Origin of the sequence: Nitrospina sp. P1_D6, assembly GCF_052156615.1 — a bacterium.
Lineage (GTDB): Bacteria > Nitrospinota > Nitrospinia > Nitrospinales > Nitrospinaceae > Nitrospina.
Window position 1 is genome coordinate 72894 of record NZ_JBQKUN010000004.1, and the last position, 22039, is coordinate 94932.

Below are 22039 nucleotides of genomic sequence, written 5' to 3' on the forward strand. Positions count from 1 at the left end.
GAATTATTTCACCTTTTGTTCTTTTTTCTTGGACTCCATCTGTTCCAGGTAATCGAACCGTCTCGAAGCAAGCCCGATGGCGACTGCGGACATGGGTGCCATGTGCGCCAGGGCTTTCTTGTCAAAAGTCGACGGAATCTTGATGGACTCAAACGGATCGAACAATTCCACAGGCACCGCCATGCGATCGGCGATAAATCCATCCACCCCCGGAATCAACGCACCCCCTCCCATGACAAACACCTTCTCCACCTGGCTGTTGGAGGTGGAGCTGAAAAACTCGAAAGCCTTATGGAGTTCCTCGATGATCGGATCGATAGAATCGAGGATGACATTGATCACATCGTCCTTTTCCATCTCTTCCGGAAGAACGCCGTACTTGAGGGCCTCGGCATCTTTGGGTTCCAGCTGGAAACGGCTCACCAGGTTTTTCGTGCACAAGCCGCCACCCACCGGTATGTCGCGGGTGAAGGTGCTGACGCCGTCCATCAGAATATTGAGGTGAGTGAACGTATGTCCCAGATCCAGCAATGCCACCGAACCCATGTCCTTCACATTTCTGGAATTGCCAAGAGCGTTGACGATGGCGAACACGTCGAGGTCGACAATGACCGGTTTCAGGCCGGCGGCCGCGAGCACCGCCAGACGGCTGTCGATGATTTCGTTCTGCACAGCAACCAGCAGGATGTCCAGCTTCTCTTCCTCCTCATCTTCAAATTCATGCTCGTCGAATGCCATGCTTGGTTCCAGAATCTGGTAGTCGATGCGCACGTCGTCGATGTCGAAGGGAATGTACTGTTCCGCCTCCTCCTGGATGGCTTCAGCCAGGTCTTCCTCCGGCAGAGCGGGCACCTTGATCTTTTTGATCATCACCGCCTCACCGGAAACGGAAACAACCGCAAACCGGTTGTTAATCTTTTCCGCGGCCAGAAGACGGGTGAGGGCGTCGGAGACCTGCTCTTCATCGCGCACCACTCCCTCCGTCACCGATTCCGGTTCCAGGGGCATGAGTCCGAAGTTTTTCAACTCAAACTTTCCCGGATCCCCATCGAGCTGGGCGACCTTGATGGAATGCGACCCGATATCAATAGCCAACAACGGAGTTTTGGCCGAAAGAAACATGTAACGTCCTCTGCGTATGAGTTAGGTTGCGCTCTTTACGGGAACCGTCCGGTGAGCCGGAAACCCGGTCCCCTCCTCCTGCTTTATTTCGAAACGGCACCTGCGACCTTGCTGGCAGTGCCCTGTTGATTGATGAAACCGTTGAACTCCGTTCGGAATCATGCCTGCCTTTTCCCCTTTCCGGCCTGGCGACGCACCTTGACCTTGGATTTGGATTTGGTCTTGACCTGGCTGGATGCCCGGTCGTCTGCAGACGCTTCCTCCCCAAAGACTTTCGAGCGCTCCCCCAGTTTGTACCCGAGTGCAAGTATGATTTTGCGTTTGGTGTCCAAGCGGCAATCGTTCCCTTTTTCAATCCGGTCGATGGTTTGCACGGTGACACTGGCTTTCCGTGCGAGCTCGGCCTTGCTCATCATCTTCGACTCGCGGATTTTGCGGACATTATTCACACTGGCCACAATATTCCCCTCCTTTGGCTAAAAAAATGGGACGAATTGCGCATGACTTAAATGTAGTTGCTATTCAATTTTTACGGATGCTAATCAATATACTTGAATGTTTATTATTATGTCAATAATTTTTTTGAATTAATTGCTATTAATATTAATTTATATAAATTTAAACAAATTTCTTTCTGCCGCCCCCGCCGCCGGACGGGCCGCAGATCCGCTCTGTGCGCGGGATTGCCAGCCGCCCGCGCTTCCCCGGCACGGCAAAAAGGGCTTCGGTGATTTTTCCTCAACCACCCCCCTTTTTGCCCTGGGCGGGCGGGGGGGATTCCCGAGCCTCGAGGGACGCACTCCCCCCCCTCGCTCCAAATGCCGGTTGGAATGAACCGGCAATTCCGCTACAATCTTCCGCCATGAAACACGTTTACCTCGAAACCTTCGGCTGCCAGATGAACGTGGCGGATACCGACCGCATGGAGCTTCTGCTGTTCCACTCGGGCTACACCCGCACGCAACACGCGGAGGACGCGGACCTCATCCTCGTCAACACCTGCTCGATCCGGGAGAAAGCGGAACAGAAGGTGTATTCGCTGTTCGGTTCGTTCCGCCCGCTCAAGAAACAGAACCCGGACCTGCTGTTCGGCCTTGCGGGTTGCCTGGCGCAACAGGAACAGGAATCCCTGCTGAAACGCATGCCGTTTCTGGATTTCATCATCGGACCCGACGCGGTGGAGGACATTCCGCTGGCGGTCGATCGCGTCCGCCGCGAGGGCAAACCGCTTTCCTGGACGGAGTTCGACCGCGAGAAACACTACTCCATCCCCGTAGTGGCGCCGGTGAAACCTCCCGGACCCAGCGCCTTCATCAACATCATCAAGGGGTGCGACAAGTTCTGCTCATTCTGCGTGGTGCCGTTCACCCGCGGGCGGGAGAAATCGCGGGAAGCGTCGGAGATCTATGAGGAGGTCCGCCAGCTGGTGGACCAGGGCGCGAGGGAGATCATTCTTCTCGGCCAGAACGTCAACGCCTACGGCAAACGGGGTCTCGAAAAACCGGTGGCTTTCCATGAACTGCTCTACGGCGTGGCGGACATTCCGGGCGTCGAGCGTTTGCGCTTCACCACCAGTCATCCGCGCGACTTCACACCGGAAACCATCCGGGCGTTCCGCGATCTCGACAAGCTGGTCAACCACCTGCACCTGCCGGTGCAGTCCGGAAACGACCGCATCCTGGACCGCATGCGGCGCAGTCACACCGTGGCGGAGTACATGGAACAGATTGACGCGTTGAAAGACGCGGTGCCGGGCATCGCGCTGTCCACCGACATCATCGTCGGTTTTCCCGGAGAGACGGAAAGCGAGTTCGAGGACACGCTTCGGCTGATGGAGAAGGTGGGCTACAGCAACAGCTACATGTTCGCCTACAGTCCGCGACCCAACACCCCCGCCGCGCTGTATGAAGACTCCGTGCCGGATGAAGAAAAGAAACGCCGCCTGCACGCCACCATCGACCTGCAGTCACGGCTGACCGATCGATTGAGCCAGAAGTTTCTCGATGAGGAAGTCGAGGTATTGGTTGAAAGCCGCACGTCACGCCAGAACATGACCTTCAAAGGCCGCAACCCGGAATACTGGATGGTGATTTTCTCAGGTGGGGAAGACGCATTGCAGACGGGCGACCTCGCCTGCGTGCGCGTGCACAGCGCGCAGGGTCATGTCCTCAAAGGCGAGTTCGTTGCCAAAACCGCGCCCGCAACAGCAGTCGGGTTGTAAATCCTTCCTTTTCGTACTCCCACCAAATCAACTTTAAAGACTCTTTAAAAAGTTGCCTGGTCGTGTGCGGCTCTTCGGGAAAAGGGGAGGAGCTTGGTATGGGGCCCACGGATTCCCCGGAGAGTCCCCAAAGCAACCGCGGGTTTGCACCGGGCCACGCCCGCGCCCACAGGCTATCGTCCGCCCAACAAGCAACAGCGTGTTTGCACCGGGCCACGCCCGGTTAATAAATTCCCAGGTTGTTGTAGATGTCTTCCTCGAGGAGGTCGGCGTCGGGACCGATCATGTGGAGGGTCAGGCGCATATCGCGAATGGACTTCACATCCGGAGGGTTCAACCGGTCGGAAAGTTTTTCCAGAGTCTCGGTGCAGAATTCGTCCAGGTCCGCCAGCACTTCCAGCATTTCCGCGGGGAGGTCTTCCAGGTTCACCATCTGGGATTCCAGGTAACGCAAAATCTGGATGAGACGCAGCTTGATGCCCACCGTCTCGTTGCGGATATCGGACACCGGTTTCGGTTCCGGGCATTGCAGGTCCTCGCAGATCCCCTGCAACATTTTGCGCAGGTAGCGGTAGAAGGCCTTGTGCTGCCGGTCGTCATAAAAGCGATCGCGCTTGGCGCCGAAGAGCAGATCGAACACGGCTTCAATATCGAAGTCGTCCGTCGCCATCATCGAAACCAGGATGGCCTTGAACTCGAGATCGTTGAACGCGAGGCCCATGTCTTCGAAAATTTCAGCAAGCGATCCCGTCCGCCCGCTTGGGGTTTGCTCCACCGCTTCCCACACGTACGGATCCGGTCCCGCAGGATGGGCCGGTGCCATGTGAATGCCCCGCACCTCATCGCGCACCACGTGCATGCGGTTGAGGTTTTCCACCATCTCCGGCAGGGAGAACGCAGGGATCTCCACCCGTCTTTCGGCCAGGGTGAACAGCGCATAGAGAAGCTGTTTGTCCAGCCGGTCGGGGCTCTGCCGTTTCCGCGTGAACAAATCCGACAACACCCGTTCGAGAGCAATGTACAACGAGCGCAGGCGAATGCGGTCTTCCCTCCCTTTTTCCGCCGGGTACGGATGCAGGGAAAACACCCCACCGCGGTAATCCTCCAAACGCGCCTGCAGGGCATCGCCCGGTTTCAGGCCGTAGGCAGAGTAAAGCGGCCTCACGTCCCAAGCCGTGAGGGTGAGCATGCTTTTACCGGGAACGAACTGGTTGACTTTGATCTGGTCCGGAAAATGCCGCTCGTCGCAATACTGAAAAAACGGGATCACGTCCTCAATGAAAAAAGTTTTGCGTTTTTTGGGAACGTCGCGGCCTTCGGCATCGACAAACACCAGTTCCCCTTCATCCAGCTCGCACGAAACAAAGGGAGCCAGCCGGTGACCCGGGACGAGGAGCCCTTTCTCCTGTTCTACTGAACCGGGATTGATCACCAGCGGAATCCGTCCCAGCCGATTGAGAATGAGGCGGAACGGAAGGAAGTCGTTGTCGCCGACCTCGATCAGATAATCGTGGTTGCTGAGCTTGGCCTTGAGGTGGTCCAGTGTGTCCGGTGCAATGCGTCGCCGCCAGCGTTCCTGAATGCGGGAAACATAATCTTCCAATGTGAAGGGGGTCTGCGATTCGCGGATCAGATTTTCAGCAAGGGTTTGAAGCGTTAGTCTCTGAGACATGTAGTTTAAAGAATCCGGTTCGGTTAGGGTTCCATGAAAAACGAATTGAAACCGGATCGGCAGGAATGCTTCCCGTTGAGTCAAGGCAGGCTATGATGGGCCGCTTGTGGGAATCTGCGACCCGATGTGCTGGACAAATGCTAGCACAATTTTTTTTCGGTGTGTACCCCTGTTTACTCAGGAAAGCAAACGAATGAAAAGGGAAGAATACTGGAAGTTCATCCTGCATCCGTCACCCGGTCGTTCTCCATTCAAGCGAAACGAACCGGGTGAGGCAATGAGCAATTGCTTCGATCGTTTTTTCCGTGGTTGACGGATCAACGATAGGGCATCTGGTTGCCGGACAGTTGAGACTCGATGTCACGCTCGATCTGGTTTTCCTGGGTGACAAACTGTTCCAGCTCTTTTTCGCTGTTGAACTCGAACGTACGCGGTTCCTTCTGCCCACAGATTTCCTCGTCCTGCTCCACGATGACCCTGGTCCCTTCGATGGACTGGATCGCGAACTTTTTTCGGGTGCGCAGACGCGCGAAAATTTTCCGGTAATTGATTTCTATGTCGTGAGCGTGCTGTTCAGACATGACGCACTCCTTATTTATAATAAACAGTTGAAACCTGATCTCGTATCTTTGAGTTGGGTCCCATTATAGAATTCCCCGGAACGGAGTTCAACCGGGTTGCACCTGCCGGGCGTGGTCCGGACCAAACCAACCCTCGTCCGGCGGATACATTCTACCCCCTGCAAAGGGGAAACCGGTCAGGACCGTCGGCCTGCACCATAAACCATCGCGGGGATCACCGGGGATCAGCCCTCTTGCTGCAGGCCACGCCTACTCGAATTTGCGCAGGACGAGGGCGGAGTTTTTCGAGCCGAAGGAGATGCAGTTGCTGATGGCGGTGCGTATGGAGGTTTCGCGGCTTTCATTGGCGATGTAGTCCATATCGCATTCCGGGTCGGGGTTCTCCAGGTTGATGGTCGGCGTCAGCACTCCCTGCTTGAGCGAAAGCGCCGTCACCGTGACCCCGAGCGCCCCCGAGGCCCCCTGCGGATGCCCGACCATCGATTTGGTGGAGCTCACCGGAATCTGCATCGCATACCCGTTCAGGGCCTGCTTCACCGCATGGGTTTCAATTTTGTCATTGATGACGGTCGAGGTTCCGTGGAAATTGATGTAATCCACGTCCATGTCGCTCAGCCGTGCGTCCTTGAGCGCCAGTTTGAGTGCGCGCGTGGACTGTTTGCCATCCGGCATGATGGCCACGCGGTGATAGGCGTCGCAGGTGGTGCCGTAACCGATTATTTCCGCGTACACCTTGGCCCTGCGTTTCAGCGCGTGCTCCAGGTCCTCCAGCACCAGCATCCAGCTGCCTTCCGCCAGCACGAAACCCTCGCGGTCCCGGTTGAAGGGGCGCGACCCTCTCGTCGGATCCCCGTTGAAGTGAACGGGGTTGGCGCGCATGCGCTGGAAGCCGGTCATCATCGCCGGCGTCACACAGGCCTCCACGCCGCCGGTCAGAAACCAGTCTTCCTGCCCGAAACGGATGGCGTTGAAAGCGTAGCCCATGGCATCGGTCGAACTGGTGCACCCGTTGGAGATGACGTGGCTCCGCCCCTGCAAACCGAAACGCATCGACACCTCGCTCGACAACATGCCGACCAGCGAGTTTGAAATGGCGTAGGGGCTGATCTTGTGGCGGTCGTCGGAATAATAAAACGCGAACTGTTTCTCCGAGAAATCGAAACCGGAGCCACCCGTGCCCACCAGCACGCCCAGGCTTTCGAAATCCTCTTCCTCAAAATCCTTGAAGTTGATCCCCGCGTCCTCGAACGCCTCCGTGGCCGCCGCCACGCAAAGAGGCACCGACCTCGGCAGTTTTTTGAGTTCGGCTTCGCCGTAATACCGCCGCGGATCAAAGTCCGTCACCTCCCCGGCGATCATGCAATCCAATCCCTCGGGATCGAAACTCCGGATGCGGTCGATACCGCTGACCCCATTGCAGGTATTCTGCCAGAATGTGTCTTTACCGATGCCGTTGGGGCTGACGACACCCAGGCCGGTGATCACCACGCGTCTTGGAAACATAACCTCATTTATGGCAAACAGAAATAAGATGAAGGTGGGATTCTACCACACCCAAAGCTTCTATTATATACGGCTGAGCCTTGAACCGGGAGCAGACCTTATGCCAGGCACGCTCGGAAATATTCTCACTTCCCGGATTTAGTGCTATGCTTTGCCGGAACACAAGCCGTCCGTTTGCGGGATCCCCCTTAGGAGCGCGCCGCCGTTGAAACTGAATTTATCCATTCGCGAACAGACCGGGCAGATGTTGATTTCCGGGTTCGAGGGCACCCGCGTCACCCGCGAAACCGAGGACCTGATCCTCAACCGTCACATCGGCGGACTGATTCTGTTCGACCGCAATTACGAGAACCCCCAGCAATTGCACGCGCTGACGCGGGACCTGCAACAGGTGGCAGCCGCGTCGTCCACTGGCCTGCCGCTGTTTGTTTCCGTGGACCAGGAAGGGGGCCGGGTGGCCCGCCTGAAAGCACCGTTCACGGAATTCCCCCCGGCGATCGGGCTGGACCGCATACGGTCTGAAGACCTTGCCTATGAGTTCGGCCGGGCGCTCACCCGGGAACTTTTTGATGTTGGCGTCAACATGGATTACGCCCCGGTGCTCGATGTCCACACCAATGCCGACAACCCGGTGATTGGGGACCGTGCGTTCAGCACAGACCCGCACTGGGCCGGAGTGCTGGCGGTGGCGTTCATGAATGGGTGCCGCGATTCCGGAGTTCTCCCTGTCGGCAAGCATTTTCCCGGCCACGGGGATACCCACCTCGATTCACACCACGACCTGCCGTGGGTGGAAAGGGATGAAAGCGGGCTGAACCAGGTGGAGCTGGCCCCGTTCGCCCACTCTATCCAGCACGGACTGGAAGCGATCATGACCGCCCACGTCATGTATCCTGCGTGGGATGAAGCCCTGCCCGCCACGTTTTCGCCGCGTATCCTGCAGGAGATTCTTCGCGGCCAGTTGGGTTTCGAGGGCGTGATCATCTCCGACGACCTGGAGATGAAGGCCGTGGACCAGCACTTTTCATTCGACACCTTCGCCGAACGCGGGGTGGAAGCGGGGCTGGACGTGTTCCTGATCTGCCATCACCGCGACAAGGTGGAGGCCCTGCAAGACCAGCTGATTCGGGGAGTGGAAAGCGGCCGCATCGACCGCACCCGCATTGAGAGCTCCGTCGAGCGGTTGCTTCGAATGAAGGAAAAACTGAAACCGGCTCCCGAACAGCCGCCGGAACCGGCGGGCTGGACCTCCTACCATCAGCCCATTGCGGACCGCCTGCGACAGGCGGCCGAGTCCTCGGCTTGAACCCGGGCTACAAAATCCTTAATTAATCATATCTTTGTATTCACTTACAGACTTTGGCCGCTTTTTCGACCAGCCAACACTTATTGACTCGATACATATGTCTCTTTGGGCAAAAATTTAACAAGCCCGGCAAAAAAAAATTCATATCGACAAGCCTAATATGGGGTCCGTTTTCTACTTTCCCAAAAGTTGGGAAAAGGGATTATTTTTGAATATTTATGTGCCGCCCCCTCGTTCAGGAACGACCCAAAATATAAACCTGACTATTGAGAGCCCTAGAAAACAAGTTCAAAATCATAAACATAGTATTTATACTATGCGCATAGTATTACCTAGTACCCAAATGCTGCATTTGGAAAACCGATAAACATATCCGAGGCCAGCCATTCGGGATGCCAAATAATACCTGGACCCACCCCTAATCCCCCGAAGTCCGGGGACCTGGGCATATATACGTTAAGCCCCGACTTTCAATGTTTTGATTGACGAAAACGCTGGAATGGCTAGAGTAGATATTAAGTTATTTTTTAATGCGGAGGTTACAGCCCGCTTAGGGGAAGCGAACCGAAATCCGCCAGCATTCAGGTAAAGTTTATTTTCAATGAGAATAAAAGTGGATTTATTCCATAATGACACTTGGATTCCATGCATTTAGGTACCACTTTCTGTCTAACTAACAACCAAGTACACCAATATGCCGGAAAAAAAACATAAAGGTACCGCCAAACATCTGGGGTCACGCCTGCGTCAGTGGCGAAAAACCATCCCGATGAAATCTTACGAGCTGGCCAAGCTCATCAAAATATCCCAGGGGTCGTTGTCGGATATTGAAAACGAAAAATCCCTTCCGTCTGCCGACACCATTGCCAAGTTGTACCAGTTTTCCAACCTCAATATAGTCTGGCTGCTGACCGGGAAAGGCCCAATGACCCGCGATGAAACCGGTTCGGCTCAGGAGGAGGGAATGGTCAGCTCCATGCTGGAGCAGTATGGGGAAGATCAAAAACTGCGCGAGGTGATTGAGAAGGTGGTCCGCATATACAAAAAGGGCGGGCTGGAAAAGCGGGCGCACCTGATCGGATTTGTCAACGGAGCCGACCCCGGGGAATGAGCCTCTGGCCCGAGGGATTCCACCTCAGGAAAAACCCCTTCAATTCAAGGCATTTCTTCGCCTTCCACCCGCAATTTCAACTGCCACACCGTTTCAACCTTCTCTCCCGCATTCAACTGTAAAGCATTCAAATTCAGCAGGCAGGAACCCTGGTAGGTGCGCTCAAAGCCTTCTTCCGACTGCGAAACGGTCTCGACCGGGTACCACCACCACCGGGCCTTCACTTGACTTTCCAGTAACAAGGCAAATCCGAAAGCCTCGTCACGCAGACCGAAACTCCCCGCCTTTTCCAATTCACCTTCGCTGTTCATGCGCGGCCGTTCGGAGCCAAACCCGGGGGACACGTAATAGCGGTCCGGTGCATCGCCGGCCAGCAGCGTGAAGTTGAACTCCTCGGCCCACAGCACCTTCAGCACCCGGTCTCCGGTGTTGGCCACCGTCACGGCAACCGTCATCTCCCCCCGGTCGGGTGAAAACACGTACCGCTTGTTCAAATTCACCGGGTGAACCCCGGCGTCATCCACCACCCTTCCCTCCCGCTGGAGTTCCAGCTCGAGGGCGGCATGCGTTCCGTTTTCTATCTTCCGAACCACCGTATACGGTTTCCCGACAAAATCTCCAAGCTCCCGGTAGCGGCTGGATTTCATTGCCTCCAACGTGGTATCGAGAGGCAGGAAGCGTTCTATGAACGAATACCGTTCCTGCACATCGTAGAACAGGCGGTCCTTCAGCCCGGCTTCCTTCACCCGCACCCGGTCATGAATGGAAGCGGGTGTCGCCTCGTCCCCGGCGTGCGTCGCTTCCGCCGTCTCCAGCCGCCGGTGATACGCTTCTTCCCGGCGCTTGAGCACGTTGCTCAGGTTGAAGCACACGGGACGAAAGTCCAGTTCGAAAAGCGCGCCGCCGCAGGCCGGGACGATGCCCGTCGTCATCAGCGGATTGGACACGATCACCTCTTCGTGCCCGTCATGGTTGTAGTCGAGCACGTCCACATTCAGCCCGTGGTCGTTTCCATCCAGCAAATCGTCGGCGATGTTCTCCGCCGCAATGAGGTGGTTGTACAAGGCATGCCTCAAATAATTCAGGTACAGTCCGCCGAACAGGCCGTGCCACTGGGCACAGTTGCACTGGCCCCGGTACAGTTCCCGCAACGCGCCGCTTTCCTTCTGCTGTTCGGGGGTCAGGCGATGCACCTTCCGGCTCACGTAGAGCATTTTCTTGTGCATGAGGTTGCTTTCCTCGTACTTGGTGAGGAAGTTGTCCCACTGCCCGCCTCTTAAAAACGTGCGATAGCCGTCTTCATCCATCCCCCGCTCTTTCATTTGCGCCTTCAGGTCCTCGAAACGCGAGGCGGCGCGGTGCGGCAGGGCCCACTCCATCATCTCATCATAGGATGCCATCGGCAGGTACACCCGTCCCACCGGCGGCGTGCTCTGGATGTAGTCGCCGAAGGTCACCGTCTCCAGCCAGTCGCGGTTCGCCTCCAGCGCCCCGAACAGGTTTTTCAAATACCCCTTCTCGTAAACCCAATCGTACGTTTCCGGCCAGCCGCCGAACTTCTCGCCGTCGTCGGCGTAGGTGACGGCGTCGAAACCGTTCTCATCGCGAAAACGTTTCAGATACTCGATGGTTTTCTCAGGCAGGTCGAAGGGAATGGAATAACGCAGGGTTTTGCTGATGGGAAATACCTTGAGCGCGTGTCCCTGATTTTCGGTGATGTAGTGACCGGAGATCTGGTCTGTCTCCAGACCGGCGTAATAAAAATGCGTGTCGTCAAGCACCGTGTACTCGATGCCTGCCTGCGCAAGGAGGCTGGGGAGCGTCGGCGACCAGATGCGTTCGGCCAGCCACAGTCCGCGCGGCGCCTGGCCGAACTCGGTTTCGATGAATTCGTTCATCATGCGGATCTGACCGACGGCGTCTTCTTCCGGCAGGCTGGACAGGATGGGTTCATAGAATCCCCCGCTCATGATTTCCAGGCGACCCGACTGCGCCATGCCGCGCAGGCGCTTGAAAAAATCCGGGCGGTGCTTCTGCATCCATTCCAGAAGCGGCCCGGTGAAGTGCGCCGCCGTGCGCAGGTGCTCGAACGGTTCCAGCACATCGAAATAGGGCCTGTAACTTTTCTCGAACAACTCCTCGAACACGTGGTCGAAGTTGCCCACGGGCTGGTGGTTGTGCACGCCAAACAGCAGTTTCAGCTTTTGCATGAAAACATCTTTTAAAAGGGGGATGATGAAGAGATCGACCCACACAGCTTAATTCAAAACCCGGCGGGGAAACACGAAAAATCTGTTTGAGGATGGGGAAAGGGATCGCGCTGGAACGGCCCGGCCGAAATCAGGTTTCTTCTTCCAGCGTCAAGGGCGCGTCGTCGAACAGGCGCAGAGTGTAGAGGTGGTAGTACAAACCTTCCTTTGCCATCAGTTCGGTGTGGGTGCCGACCTCCACCACGCGGCCTTTTTCCAGGACCACGATCTTGTCGGCGTTGTGCACGGTGCTCAACCGGTGCGCGATGATGAACGTCGTCCTGCCTTTCATCAGCTGCTCCAGCGCTTCGCTGATGAGGTGCTCCGACTGGGTGTCGAGCGACGAGGTCGCCTCGTCCAGCACGAGGATGCGCGGGTCTTTCAGCATGGCACGGGCGATGGCCACGCGCTGGCGTTCGCCACCGGAAAGCTTCACGCCTTTTTCGCCGACAATGGTGTCGTAACCCTTTTCCAGATTCCGGATGAAAGCTTCGGCATTGGCGGTTTTCGCGGCGCGTTGCAGCTCCTCTTCCGTCGCGTCGAGTTTGCCGTAAAGGATGTTTTCGCGCACGGTGCCGCCGAACAGGTGCGTTTCCTGCGGCACCAGCGCCACCTGTTTCAGATACGCCGTGAGGTCCAGATCACGCACATCCTGCCCGTCCACGCGAATGGCGCCCTGGTTGACGTCGAAGAAACGGTGCAACAACTGGATGAGGGTGGACTTGCCCGCGCCGCTCGGACCCACCAGCGCCACGCGCTCGCCGGGCTGGATGTGCAAGGTCACGTCCTCGATCACCGGCCGCTCCGGCGAATATCCGAAGGTGACGTGATCGAATTCGATCCGCCCGTCGATGCGCTCCAGCACCACCGGGTTCTCCGGTTGCTGGACGATCGGTTTCAGGTCCATGATCTCGTACACCCGGCGGATGGCGCCCAACGCCTCCTGGATCTGCGTGTACAGGCGGACGAAGGTGCCTATCGGCCCGGCAATGATGATGGCGTACAGGAAAAACGCCGCCAGTTCGCCCGGTGTGGTCGCACCCAGCATCACCTGCCGGCCGCCGTACCACACCAGCGCGGTCGAGACCAGAAAGGTGAGAAACAGGATGAACGGACCGAACGCCGCCGAAATTTTCACTTTCTTCACTTCGGCGTCGAAGGCGTCCTCGATGCCCTCCTCGAACCGTTTCTGCTCATACGGTTCGCGCGTGTAGGACTTGACCACCTTGATGGACGACACCATCTCCTCGAGCACCACCGTCGCGTTGGCCAGCCGGTCCTGCACCTGTGCCGACAGGTCCTTGAGCCGCTTGCCAAACACCCGCGCAAACAGCATGAGCGGCGGCAAAATGAGCAGGATGAGCCCGGTCAGCTTCCAGTTCAGGTAAATGATAATGGCCAGCCCGCCGAGCAGGGTGATGGTCTGCCGGAAAACGGCGACCGGAATGGTGACGAGGGCTTTCTGGATGACGGTGATGTCGTTGCCCATGCGAGACAGGATTTCACCCACCCGCCGGGAATGAAAAAACGACAGCGACAGCTTCTGGATGTGCGCGAAAAACTCCATGCGGAAGTCGGCGGTGATGCGGTTGCCGACAAAGCCCAGGATGTAGTTGGTGGTCACGCCGAAAACCATCTGGAACGTGATGATGACGACGAGGTCGAACGTCAGGCTGTTGAGCGCCTCCACATTGTTCTGCACCACCACGGCATTGATCATGTTGCGCACGATGAGCGGCAGGATCAGGGTGATGACCGAAGTCAGGGCCAGGCACAAAAAGGCCAGCACGATGTTTTTCGTGTAGGGCCTGGCATAATGCAGGATTTTGGAAAATTCTTTCATGAACCGGATATCACCCAGAAAAAGAGGGGTCTCCCCCGTTGGCTCTCTTTTCAGCAGGCTGTCGTTTGAAATCGCTCATCATACCGCCAAAGGCGCCCTCAATTCAACAAATCCCTGACTGGAGATTCAATAAAAATCACCCTGAAATCAATGGCTTTCATGGTGCACCCGGCCCCGTTTCGGAATCCCGCATTTTATTGAAAAAAAATCAGGAACACCCCTCAAGTCGGAACCTGTTCCTGCCGTTGAGATGTACGGAACCAATGTATGGCCCCCCAAAAAGGAGCCTTAATTGAAGTTCCAAAGCACCATTTTAGAGCGAAATGAAATGTGAGGTGATGCAACATGGCAGCAGAAGTCAATCCAACCGCGATTTCCAACCTGGTACCGGTCAAACCGGCCTCCCAGTCTGCGACGGCCCGTCCTGCGGCGACAGCGCAGGCGTCCCAGGCTGCAAACCAGGTGGCATCCGGCAAACAGAATGCCAGGGGCGACACCGTATCGCTTTCCACGCGCGGCTTGCGAGCCTCCGGAGCCAACCGGCCCGGATCGGAATCCGGCAACCCGTTTGCGCCGACCAAAGCGGTGCGCGACGTCACGGAAGACCATCGGCTGGTGGTCAAGTTCGTGGACCCGGAAAGCAATGAAGTGGTCCGGCAGGTTCCCTCCGAAGATCACCTTCGTCTGAAACAGGCGATGAGCGAGATCATCGAGGAACAGCGCGAGGACGGCTGATTTGCACGCCCTCCAGGCAATGGCAATCAGGCTGTCTTCAACAGGGGGGACTTTCACGCCCATCGCACAGCCAGAATAAATACCCACCGGCACGGACACCGGTTTGTGGAGGGGATCGCTACCCGGCGACCGCTTCCATGAACCGGTTTTTTATTTCCTCTGGAGTGTGCGTCACCCGGCCCGTTCCGGGATCGAATCCCGGCTCAACCTTCACCAAAAGGAACGTGGGGCCTTCGGCGGCATACAGCTTTTCGTAGGCGGGCTTCAACTCTTCTTTCTTCGTCACGCGCAGGACCTGCGTGTAACCGGAACTCTTCGCCACTTCTTCCAGCCGGATCATATTGGAAAGGGACCGCTGTTTTCCGGTGGACTCGTACACCTCGTTGTCGATGCAGATGTGCAGGAGGTTTTTCGGCTGGGCGGCGGCGATCATCGCCAGGGTCCCCATCGCCATCAGCACGTTGCCGTCTCCGTCGAGGATGATCGTCTTTCGGTCGGGCCGCGCCATGGCCACACCCAGGCCGATGGAGGACGCCAGGCCCATCGACCCGATCATGTAAAAATTGCCCTTGCGGTCGTCCACGTTGAAAAATTCGCGGCTGATGTACCCGTTGGCGCACACCACCGGTTCGTCCTTCAGCAGGGGCGCGAGTTCCCGGTAAACCTCAATGCCTTTCATCGAACATGCCTTTCTTGACCAGCAGGGTGTAGGGCAGGTGTTTGGCGTAGGCGTCTTCCGCCTGCGACAGCAGGGAATCGACGTTGTCCTCGCCGATCACCTCGTGCATCATGCCCGCCGTGTCCAGCAGTTTTTCATTCACGTCGCCCATGATGATGTGTTCCGGCGCGTCCTTGCCACCGCACCCACGCCAGCTCATGATCACCAGCACCGGCAGGTTGTAAATGAGGTTGAGTGAAGTGAAGGCATTCAGGCTGTAACCGAGGCCGGAGTTCTGCATGAGAAGCACCGGTTTTTTGCCGGCCATGAACGCACCCGCGCACAGGCCCACCGCCGCATCCTCCCGCACCGACGGAAAATACGATACATCTTCGCGTGCTTCCAGGGCGGAGATGAGACCGGACAACAGCGAACACGGCACTCCGGTAAAGAAGTCGTACCCGCGCTCTCTTAATTTTTCAATAAAGGAATCGGATGCCAGCATGTCGAGTGTGTGCGAAGGGTGATGGGGCTTGATGAGACGACGATCGAACGGGAGCCGACGCTCACCAGTTCTCGATCTTGCGCTCGCCTCCGTAGGTCATCTGCAGTTCGTGGATTTTCTTGATGTAATCGAGGATGCCGTCGCGGCCGCGAAAGGTGACACCCAGGTCGCGCGCCGCCTGGTTGGACATGGGAACGCCGTTCTCGCCCATCGTGCCCTCGACCTCGCCGAACGAGTCGATGGTCTCCGCAATCATCTTCGCCAGTTCCATATTGTGGATGTGGTCGTCCACCAGGTGGTACACCTTGCCCGCGCAGTCCTTGTTGCCGAGGCTGTTGACGATGCCCTGCACCACGGAATCGATGGACACGTACTTGGTGCTTCCCTTCACATCCACGTTGTAATTGGTGGCGAGGAAATCGACGGTGTTGAACCACTCGGATTTCTGAATCTCCGGTCGAACGCCGTAAATGAGCACCGGACGGAAGATGGTGACGTCGAAATAACGGCTCTTCTGGAAGAAAAAGCAGAACGATTCGATCGCCGACTTGATGGACCCGTACAGCGTACCGGGCTGAACGGGATGCGTTTCGTCCAGCGGGTGCTCTTCATTGACCGTAGGAAGGACCTGGCCGAACACGTTGCACGCACTTATAAAGATGAACTGCTTCACCTTGGCGCGGCGCGCCGCTTCCAGCAGGTCAAACGATCCGCTGACATTCACGTTCACCAGCTGGTCGGCGGTCTGCACCGGGCCGGGAAAATGCGCAAGATGAATGACCACGTCGCGGCCTTCCACCAGCTTGTTCAGGGATTCCTTGTCCTCCAGCCCGCCGATGACGTAATCCACTTCTTCAAACGGCTTGAGGTGCTCCACCACGCTGCCTTCGCGGATGAGGGCACGCACGTCGAAATTGGCCGGACCGAGTTTCGGGTCTTCCTCACCGGACTTTTTGCCGTGGAGCTTGTTGATCAGGTGGGACCCGACCATGCCGGTGATGCCGGTCATTGCAATCTTCATGAAAAAACCTCCGAGCCTTTCCTTAACCGGCGGGCTCCGCCGGGTTGCCATTTCTTTGGGAGAGTCGCCCTCAAACGGATGCGGTCCAAGCCGCGGGACGACACGACCTCTTCAGGATGGACCAATTATGGTGGCCCCCATTTTTGAAGTCAACCCGATTCTGGAAACCACCCAACGAAGGAAAAATCAGGGTTTCGGGTCCTTGATGGCCGCCTGCGCCGCGGCCAGAAGCGCCGTCGGCACGCGGAACGGAGAGCAACTGACATAATCCAGTTTGAGGCTGTTGAAGAACTCGATCGACTTCGGATCACCGCCATGTTCGCCGCAGATGCCGAGATGGATTTTCTTGTTCGCCGCCCGGCCTTTCTCCACCCCAATGCGCACCAGTTCGCCGACGCCGCTCACGTCCACGCTGACAAACGGGTCGCGGTCCAGCACGCCCATTTCGATGTATTCGGGAAGGAACATGCCGGAGTCGTCGCGGCTGAGGCCGAAGGTCGTCTGCGTCAGGTCGTTGGTGCCGAAGGAGAAGAAGTCCGCTTCGGCGGCGATCTCGTCTGCGGTGATGGCGGCGCGTGGCAGTTCGATCATCGTGCCCACCTTGTAATCGAGCTTCACTTTCGCCTTTTTGATGATGTCCTGCGCCACCTCGTCCAGTTGCACGCGGGCCTGGCGCAATTCCTCCACATGCCCGACCAGCGGGATCATGATCTCCGGGTACACCTTCGTTCCCTTCTTCACCAGCTTGCAGGCGGCCTCGATGATGGCGCTGACCTGCATCTTGTAAATTTCCGGGAACATCAGCCCCAGCCGGCAACCGCGCAGGCCCAGCATGGGATTGGCTTCCTTGAGGGAGTGGATTTTCTTGGTCAGTTTGGAAGGCGACACCTTCATTTGTTTGGCGAGGGCCTTGATCTCTTTCGGGTCGGCGGGAAGGAATTCGTGAAGCGGCGGATCGAGCAGGCGGATGGTCACCGGCAGCCCTTCCATCGCCTTGAAGATTTGCGTGAAATCGCTCCGCTGAATGGGCAGGAGTTTTTTCAGCGCCTCTTCCCGCGTCTTCTCCTTGTCGGCGACGATCATCTTGCGCACGAGCAGGATGCGGTCTTCGTCGAAGAACATGTGTTCGGTGCGGCACAGGCCGATGCCCTGCGCGCCGAACTCCCGCGCCACCAGCGCGTCGTGGGGGGTGTCCGCGTTGGCGCGCACGCTCAGGTTCCGCACCTTGTCCACCCAGCTCATGAGTTGCGTGAAGTACCCGGTGACGCGCGGTTGAACCAGTTTCACCGAGCCCAGGATGACGCGTCCGTCGGCCCCGTCCAGGGTGACGGCGTCGTGTTCCTTGATCTCGGTACCGTTCAGCCACGCCTTCTTTTTGCGGGTATCGACGCTGAGTTCGCCCAGGCCGGAGACACAGGGTTTGCCCATGGCGCGCGCAACCACCGCCGCGTGGGAGGTCATGCCGCCCTTCGCCGTGAGGATGCCCTGTGCGACGCTCATGCCGTGAATGTCTTCCGGCGAGGTTTCGGTACGCACGAGGATGACGCGCTCTTTCTTGCGCGCCAGTTCCGCCGCCGCCTCCGGCGAGAACACCACCTTGCCCGTGGCCGCGCCGGGAGACGCCCCCAATCCCTTGCCCAGCACCTTGACCTTGCTTTTCGGGTCGATCATGGGATGGAAGATCTGGTCCACCTGTTCCGCGGGAACGCGCAGCAGCGCTTCCTGCTTGCTGATCAATCCCTCGTTCACCATGTCCACGGCGATGCGGATCGCCGCCGCCGCAGTGCGTTTGCCTGCCCGCGTCTGGAGCATGTAGAGCCGGTTGTCCTCGATGGTGAACTCGATGTCCTGCATGTCCTTGTAGTGGTTCTCCAGGGTCTGGTACACCTCGAGGAGTTCCTCGTAACTGGCGGGCATGTCTTCTTTCAGCCGGGCGATGGGTTGCGGCGTACGGATGCCCGCCACCACGTCCTCGCCCTGCGCGTTGATCATGTACTCACCGTAGAACTTCTTCTCGCCGGTGGCGGGATTGCGCGTGAACGCCACGCCGGTGGCGGAGGTCGGACCCATGTTTCCGAACACCATCGACTGCACGTTGACCGCCGTGCCCCAGTCCTCGGGAATGTGGTTCAGCCGCCGGTAATGGATGGCGCGCGGAATGTTCCACGAGTTGAACACCGCCTCGATGGCCATGCGCAACTGCTCGACGGGGTCTTCCGGAAACGCGTGGCCCACCTTCTTCTTCACCAGCGCCTTGAAATCCTTGATGACGCCCTTGAGGTCGTCCACCAGCAGTTCGGTGTCGAACTCCACCTTGCGCTTTTCTTTTCTGCGTTCGAGGATGGTTTCGAAATGCTCGCCCTCGATGCCCAGCACCACGTTGCCGAACATGGCGATGAAGCGGCGGTAACAGTCGTGGGCGAACCAGTTGTTGCTGGTCTTCTTGGCGAGCGCCTTCATCGTGTCTTCGTTGAGGCCGAGGTTGAGGACGGTGTCCATCATGCCCGGCATGGACACGCGCGCACCGGAACGCACCGACAGCAACAGCGGATCCTTCTTGCCGCCGAAGGTCTTGTCCATGGCCTTCTCAAGACTTTTGAGGTTTTTTATGATTTCGTCCCACAGGGACGGGGGCAGGGTCTTGTCTTTTTTGAAGTAGTAGTTGCAGGCTTCGGTGGTGATGGTGAAGCCGGGCGGGACGTTGATGCCCAGAGAGGCCATTTCCGCCAGATTGGCGCCTTTGCCTCCGAGCAGCTCCCGCATTTCTGCTTTGCCTTCGGTCTGGTTGGCTCCGAAAAAATAAACGTACTTGGAATTGGGACTCATTTGTATGAACACCCCGGTTAAGAGGCGCGTAAGGGATTGACTCCTATAAGATTAATCGGAAAAACGGGCCTCAGGTTAGCGAACCCGCTTTTTCATTTCAACTTTTTTTGACTACAATTTTCGAAAAATCCGCCAGTTTTGAAAACAAAGCGGAAATGGATTTCAGCAACGCCATGCGGTTTTGCCGCAGTTTCGGGTCCTCGACGTTCACCATGACGTGATCGAAAAACCGGTCCACCGCCGGCTTGATCTCAACGATCTTCGCCAGTGCCGACGAATAATCACGGATGTTGAGACAGCTTTCAACCATGGGACGCAGTTCCATGAATTTGTCGTTGAGTGCCCGCTCGGGCTCCTCCTTCAGGTAATCGGGATTGACCTCATCCGGAACCTGGCCTTCGATGATGCTCGCCACCCGCCGGAAAGCGATGGCCAGTGCCTCGAAATACGGTTGTTTTTTCAGGTCGGACAGCGCCGTCGCCTTTTCCTTGATGTCCTTGAACGAATCCACCCGCGTGCCCAGAACGGCGTCGATGACGTCGTACTCGAACCCCTCCTGCGTCAGCAACGTTTTCAACCGTTGCGAGAACAACTCGAGGCAGTGATAGCGGATTTTGTCCGGTTCCAGCTTGGCCTTTTCTCCCAGGATGGCGATGCCCTGGTCGATCAGCCACTCGAGGCTGGTCTGCAGATCGTAGTGAATCAGGATCTGGATGATGCCCAGCGCATTGCGGCGCAGGGCGTAGGGGTCCTCGGAACCGGAGGGGATGAGCCCGACCCCGATGCAGCCGACGATGGTGTCCAGCTTGTCGGCGATGGCCACCAGCGCCCCGGTCAGGGTGGAGGGCACGCTGTCGCCGGCAAACGCGGGTTTGTAATGCTCCTTCACCGCCGTCGCCACGTCTTCGCCCTCGCCGGAATGGAGCGCGTAGTACCCGCCCATGACACCCTGCAACTCCGGGAATTCGTACACCATCTGCGTCACCAGGTCCGCCTTGCACAACATCGCCGCGCGGCGGGTGGCCTTGCCGTCAACGGGCAGAACCTGACCTGGCTGGATCTCCCCGGTGAGCGCGGTGACCAGCGCCTGGATGCGCTCGGTGCGCTCGTACACGGTGCCGAGGTCCTTCTGATACACCACGCCCTTGAGCTCTTCAACAAACTCTTCCAGCTTGCGCTTGCGGTCCTCGTCATAAAAGAAACGCGCGTCGTCGAGCCGGGCGCGCAGCACCCGCTGGTTGCCCTGCCGGATCAGCGCCCCGTCCCCGGTCTTCATGTTGCTGACGGCGAGGAAGTACGGCAGCAGGTCGTTGCCCTTCCACACGGGAAAGTATTTCTGGTGGTGCTTCATGGTGATGACGAGCAGTTCCTTCGGCAGCTCCAGGTACCGGGCGTCGAATTCGCCGCGCAGCGTCACGGGATACTCGACGAGATGGGTCACGGTGCCGAGCAGTTCGGTGTCTTCCTGGATCGTGCCGCCGACCTCGGAGGCGAGTTGATCCAGCTGCTCGCGGATGCTTTGCAGGCGCACGGTGGGATCGACCACCAGGCAGTGCGCCTCCGCCTGCTTGAGGTAATCGTCGAAGTTTTTGACGGGGAACGCGTCGGGACGCAGAAAGCGGTGACCGTACGAGGTGTTGCCTGCGGCGATGCCGCCGAATTCGAATTTGAGCGGTTGGCCGTCGAACAACGCGGCGATCCAGTGCACCGGCCGCGCGAACGCCAGCTTGCCGTCGGCCCAGCGCATTTTTTTGGGAAACGGAATCGAGCCGAACAGCTCCGGCAGGTACGCGTTCAAAATGTCCGGCGTCGGCTGGCCTTTTTTCTCGACACGGGCGCAGAGCACGTCGCCTTTCGGCGTGGACTCGGTGGTCAGCTCCGAAAGCTCCACGCCCTTGCCTTTGGCGAAGCCGATGGCGGCCTTGGTCGGGTTGCCGTCCTTGTCGTAAGCGATGTTGACGCTGGGACCGAGGTGGGTCTCGACCACGTCCTCCTGCCGCTCGGCGACGTCCGGCACGCACACGGCCAGGCGGCGGGGCGTGCCCATCCACACCGGTTTTCCGGCGTGCAGGCGGTGCTTCTCCAGGTAATCGGAAAGCTGGCCCGACAGGTGCTTGAGCGCGGGCTCGATGTAGCCGGCGGGGATTTCCTCCGTTCCGATTTCGAAAAACAACTCGGGCATGACCTTAACTTTCAAGGAAGTGGATCGGGTGAGCGTCGCCGCACATTAAACCGCCAATCCTCAACAAAGTCAACGGCAGGCAACGCCTGCGGGAAACGGGCCGGACCTCGTCCGGAGGCAACGGGCTAATGCGTTGAGGGCGAACGAGGGTCCGTGGGCGCGGACTGCGTCCGAGGCAGATGGCTAGTGCGTTGCGGGTGAACGAGGGTCGGCGGGCGCGTTCCGCAGTTTTCCTCCCCTCCTTTTCAAGGAGGGGATACAGGGGAGGTTACCGATGCCCCTTCCTCACTTCCCCCCTTGCCAGAAACCAAAAAGGAACCACGGATGAACGCGGGTAGGGCAAAAGCGTTCATATTGTTGTATGATAAACGGTTTCGCAGTACCCTTGAGGCTTGCAAGAAAAAGAGGAAAACAGAGATTCTTCGTCGCTCGCGCTCCTCAGAAAGACAGCGGAAATGGTCCGCTACAAACGGGACTGTCATAACGGACATTGCCCTTGTTGCT

Annotated in this window: 16 protein-coding genes; 4 read left to right on the top strand and 12 right to left on the bottom strand. The window is 57.8% G+C overall.

Features of this window, described 5'->3' with window-relative positions; all coding sequences use genetic code 11:
* Positions 1-3 precede the first annotated feature (3 nt).
* Together pilM and ACTRXA_RS08385 are read right to left on the bottom strand one after the other, a co-directional pair.
* Complete coding sequence (gene pilM / locus ACTRXA_RS08380) at positions 4-1122, bottom strand: type IV pilus assembly protein PilM (RefSeq protein ID WP_442426758.1); 1119 nt, start codon at positions 1120-1122, stop codon at positions 4-6.
* Between the two features lie 158 nt (positions 1123-1280).
* Positions 1281-1580, bottom strand: coding sequence for a helix-turn-helix transcriptional regulator (locus ACTRXA_RS08385; RefSeq protein WP_442426759.1), 300 nt, complete (start codon positions 1578-1580; stop codon positions 1281-1283).
* 404 nt (positions 1581-1984) lie between these two features.
* Here ACTRXA_RS08385 and miaB point away from each other — a divergent pair, with 404 nt between their 5' ends.
* Positions 1985-3343 (top strand): tRNA (N6-isopentenyl adenosine(37)-C2)-methylthiotransferase MiaB, encoded by a 1359-nt coding sequence (gene miaB / locus ACTRXA_RS08390; RefSeq protein WP_442426760.1) that lies wholly within the window; start codon positions 1985-1987, stop codon positions 3341-3343.
* A gap of 223 nt (positions 3344-3566) precedes the next feature.
* Here miaB and ACTRXA_RS08395 read toward each other — a convergent pair whose 3' ends face one another.
* The 3 genes from ACTRXA_RS08395 to ACTRXA_RS08405 form a co-directional block, all read right to left on the bottom strand.
* Complete coding sequence (locus tag ACTRXA_RS08395; protein WP_442426761.1) at positions 3567-5015, bottom strand: hypothetical protein; 1449 nt, start codon at positions 5013-5015, stop codon at positions 3567-3569.
* A gap of 317 nt (positions 5016-5332) precedes the next feature.
* Complete coding sequence (locus tag ACTRXA_RS08400) at positions 5333-5596, bottom strand: hypothetical protein (RefSeq protein WP_442426762.1); 264 nt, start codon at positions 5594-5596, stop codon at positions 5333-5335.
* Between the two features lie 249 nt (positions 5597-5845).
* Complete coding sequence (locus ACTRXA_RS08405; RefSeq protein ID WP_442426763.1) at positions 5846-7099, bottom strand: beta-ketoacyl-[acyl-carrier-protein] synthase family protein; 1254 nt, start codon at positions 7097-7099, stop codon at positions 5846-5848.
* A gap of 205 nt (positions 7100-7304) precedes the next feature.
* Between ACTRXA_RS08405 and nagZ the strand changes: the two genes are divergently transcribed.
* Both nagZ and ACTRXA_RS08415 read left to right on the top strand, forming a co-directional pair.
* Complete coding sequence (gene nagZ / locus ACTRXA_RS08410) at positions 7305-8405, top strand: beta-N-acetylhexosaminidase (protein ID WP_442426764.1); 1101 nt, start codon at positions 7305-7307, stop codon at positions 8403-8405.
* A 694-nt stretch (positions 8406-9099) separates the two neighbouring features.
* Entirely contained in the window at positions 9100-9516 is a 417-nt protein-coding gene (locus ACTRXA_RS08415) for a helix-turn-helix domain-containing protein (protein ID WP_005007458.1), read from the top strand.
* A gap of 44 nt (positions 9517-9560) precedes the next feature.
* On the opposite strand, the gene ACTRXA_RS08420 is transcribed toward ACTRXA_RS08415, so the two are convergent.
* Together ACTRXA_RS08420 and ACTRXA_RS08425 are read right to left on the bottom strand one after the other, a co-directional pair.
* On the bottom strand, positions 9561-11726 hold the full coding sequence (locus ACTRXA_RS08420; RefSeq protein ID WP_442426765.1) for an alpha-amylase/4-alpha-glucanotransferase domain-containing protein: 2166 nt from the start codon (positions 11724-11726) through the stop codon (positions 9561-9563).
* 130 nt (positions 11727-11856) lie between these two features.
* A complete protein-coding gene (locus ACTRXA_RS08425) occupies positions 11857-13608 on the bottom strand; it encodes an ABC transporter ATP-binding protein (RefSeq protein WP_442426766.1) in 1752 nt (583 codons plus the stop codon).
* Positions 13609-13953: 345 nt separating this feature from the next.
* On the opposite strand from ACTRXA_RS08425, the gene ACTRXA_RS08430 reads away from it, so the two are divergent.
* Positions 13954-14343, top strand: coding sequence for a flagellar protein FlaG (locus tag ACTRXA_RS08430; protein ID WP_442426767.1), 390 nt, complete (start codon positions 13954-13956; stop codon positions 14341-14343).
* Between the two features lie 118 nt (positions 14344-14461).
* On the opposite strand, the gene ACTRXA_RS08435 is transcribed toward ACTRXA_RS08430, so the two are convergent.
* From ACTRXA_RS08435 to glyS, 5 genes are all read right to left on the bottom strand, one after another.
* Positions 14462-15022, bottom strand: coding sequence for a thiamine pyrophosphate-dependent enzyme (locus ACTRXA_RS08435; RefSeq protein WP_442426768.1), 561 nt, complete (start codon positions 15020-15022; stop codon positions 14462-14464).
* Positions 15009-15506, bottom strand: coding sequence for a thiamine pyrophosphate-binding protein (locus tag ACTRXA_RS08440; protein ID WP_442426769.1), 498 nt, complete (start codon positions 15504-15506; stop codon positions 15009-15011). The genes ACTRXA_RS08435 and ACTRXA_RS08440 overlap by 14 nt, the downstream gene beginning before the upstream one ends.
* 61 nt (positions 15507-15567) lie before the next feature.
* A complete protein-coding gene (locus ACTRXA_RS08445; protein ID WP_442426770.1) occupies positions 15568-16527 on the bottom strand; it encodes an NAD-dependent epimerase/dehydratase family protein in 960 nt (319 codons plus the stop codon).
* Between the two features lie 186 nt (positions 16528-16713).
* Entirely contained in the window at positions 16714-19353 is a 2640-nt protein-coding gene (gene ppdK / locus ACTRXA_RS08450; RefSeq protein WP_442426771.1) for a pyruvate, phosphate dikinase, read from the bottom strand.
* Positions 19354-19450: 97 nt separating this feature from the next.
* Entirely contained in the window at positions 19451-21535 is a 2085-nt protein-coding gene (gene glyS, locus ACTRXA_RS08455; protein ID WP_442426772.1) for a glycine--tRNA ligase subunit beta, read from the bottom strand.
* Positions 21536-22039 lie beyond the last annotated feature (504 nt).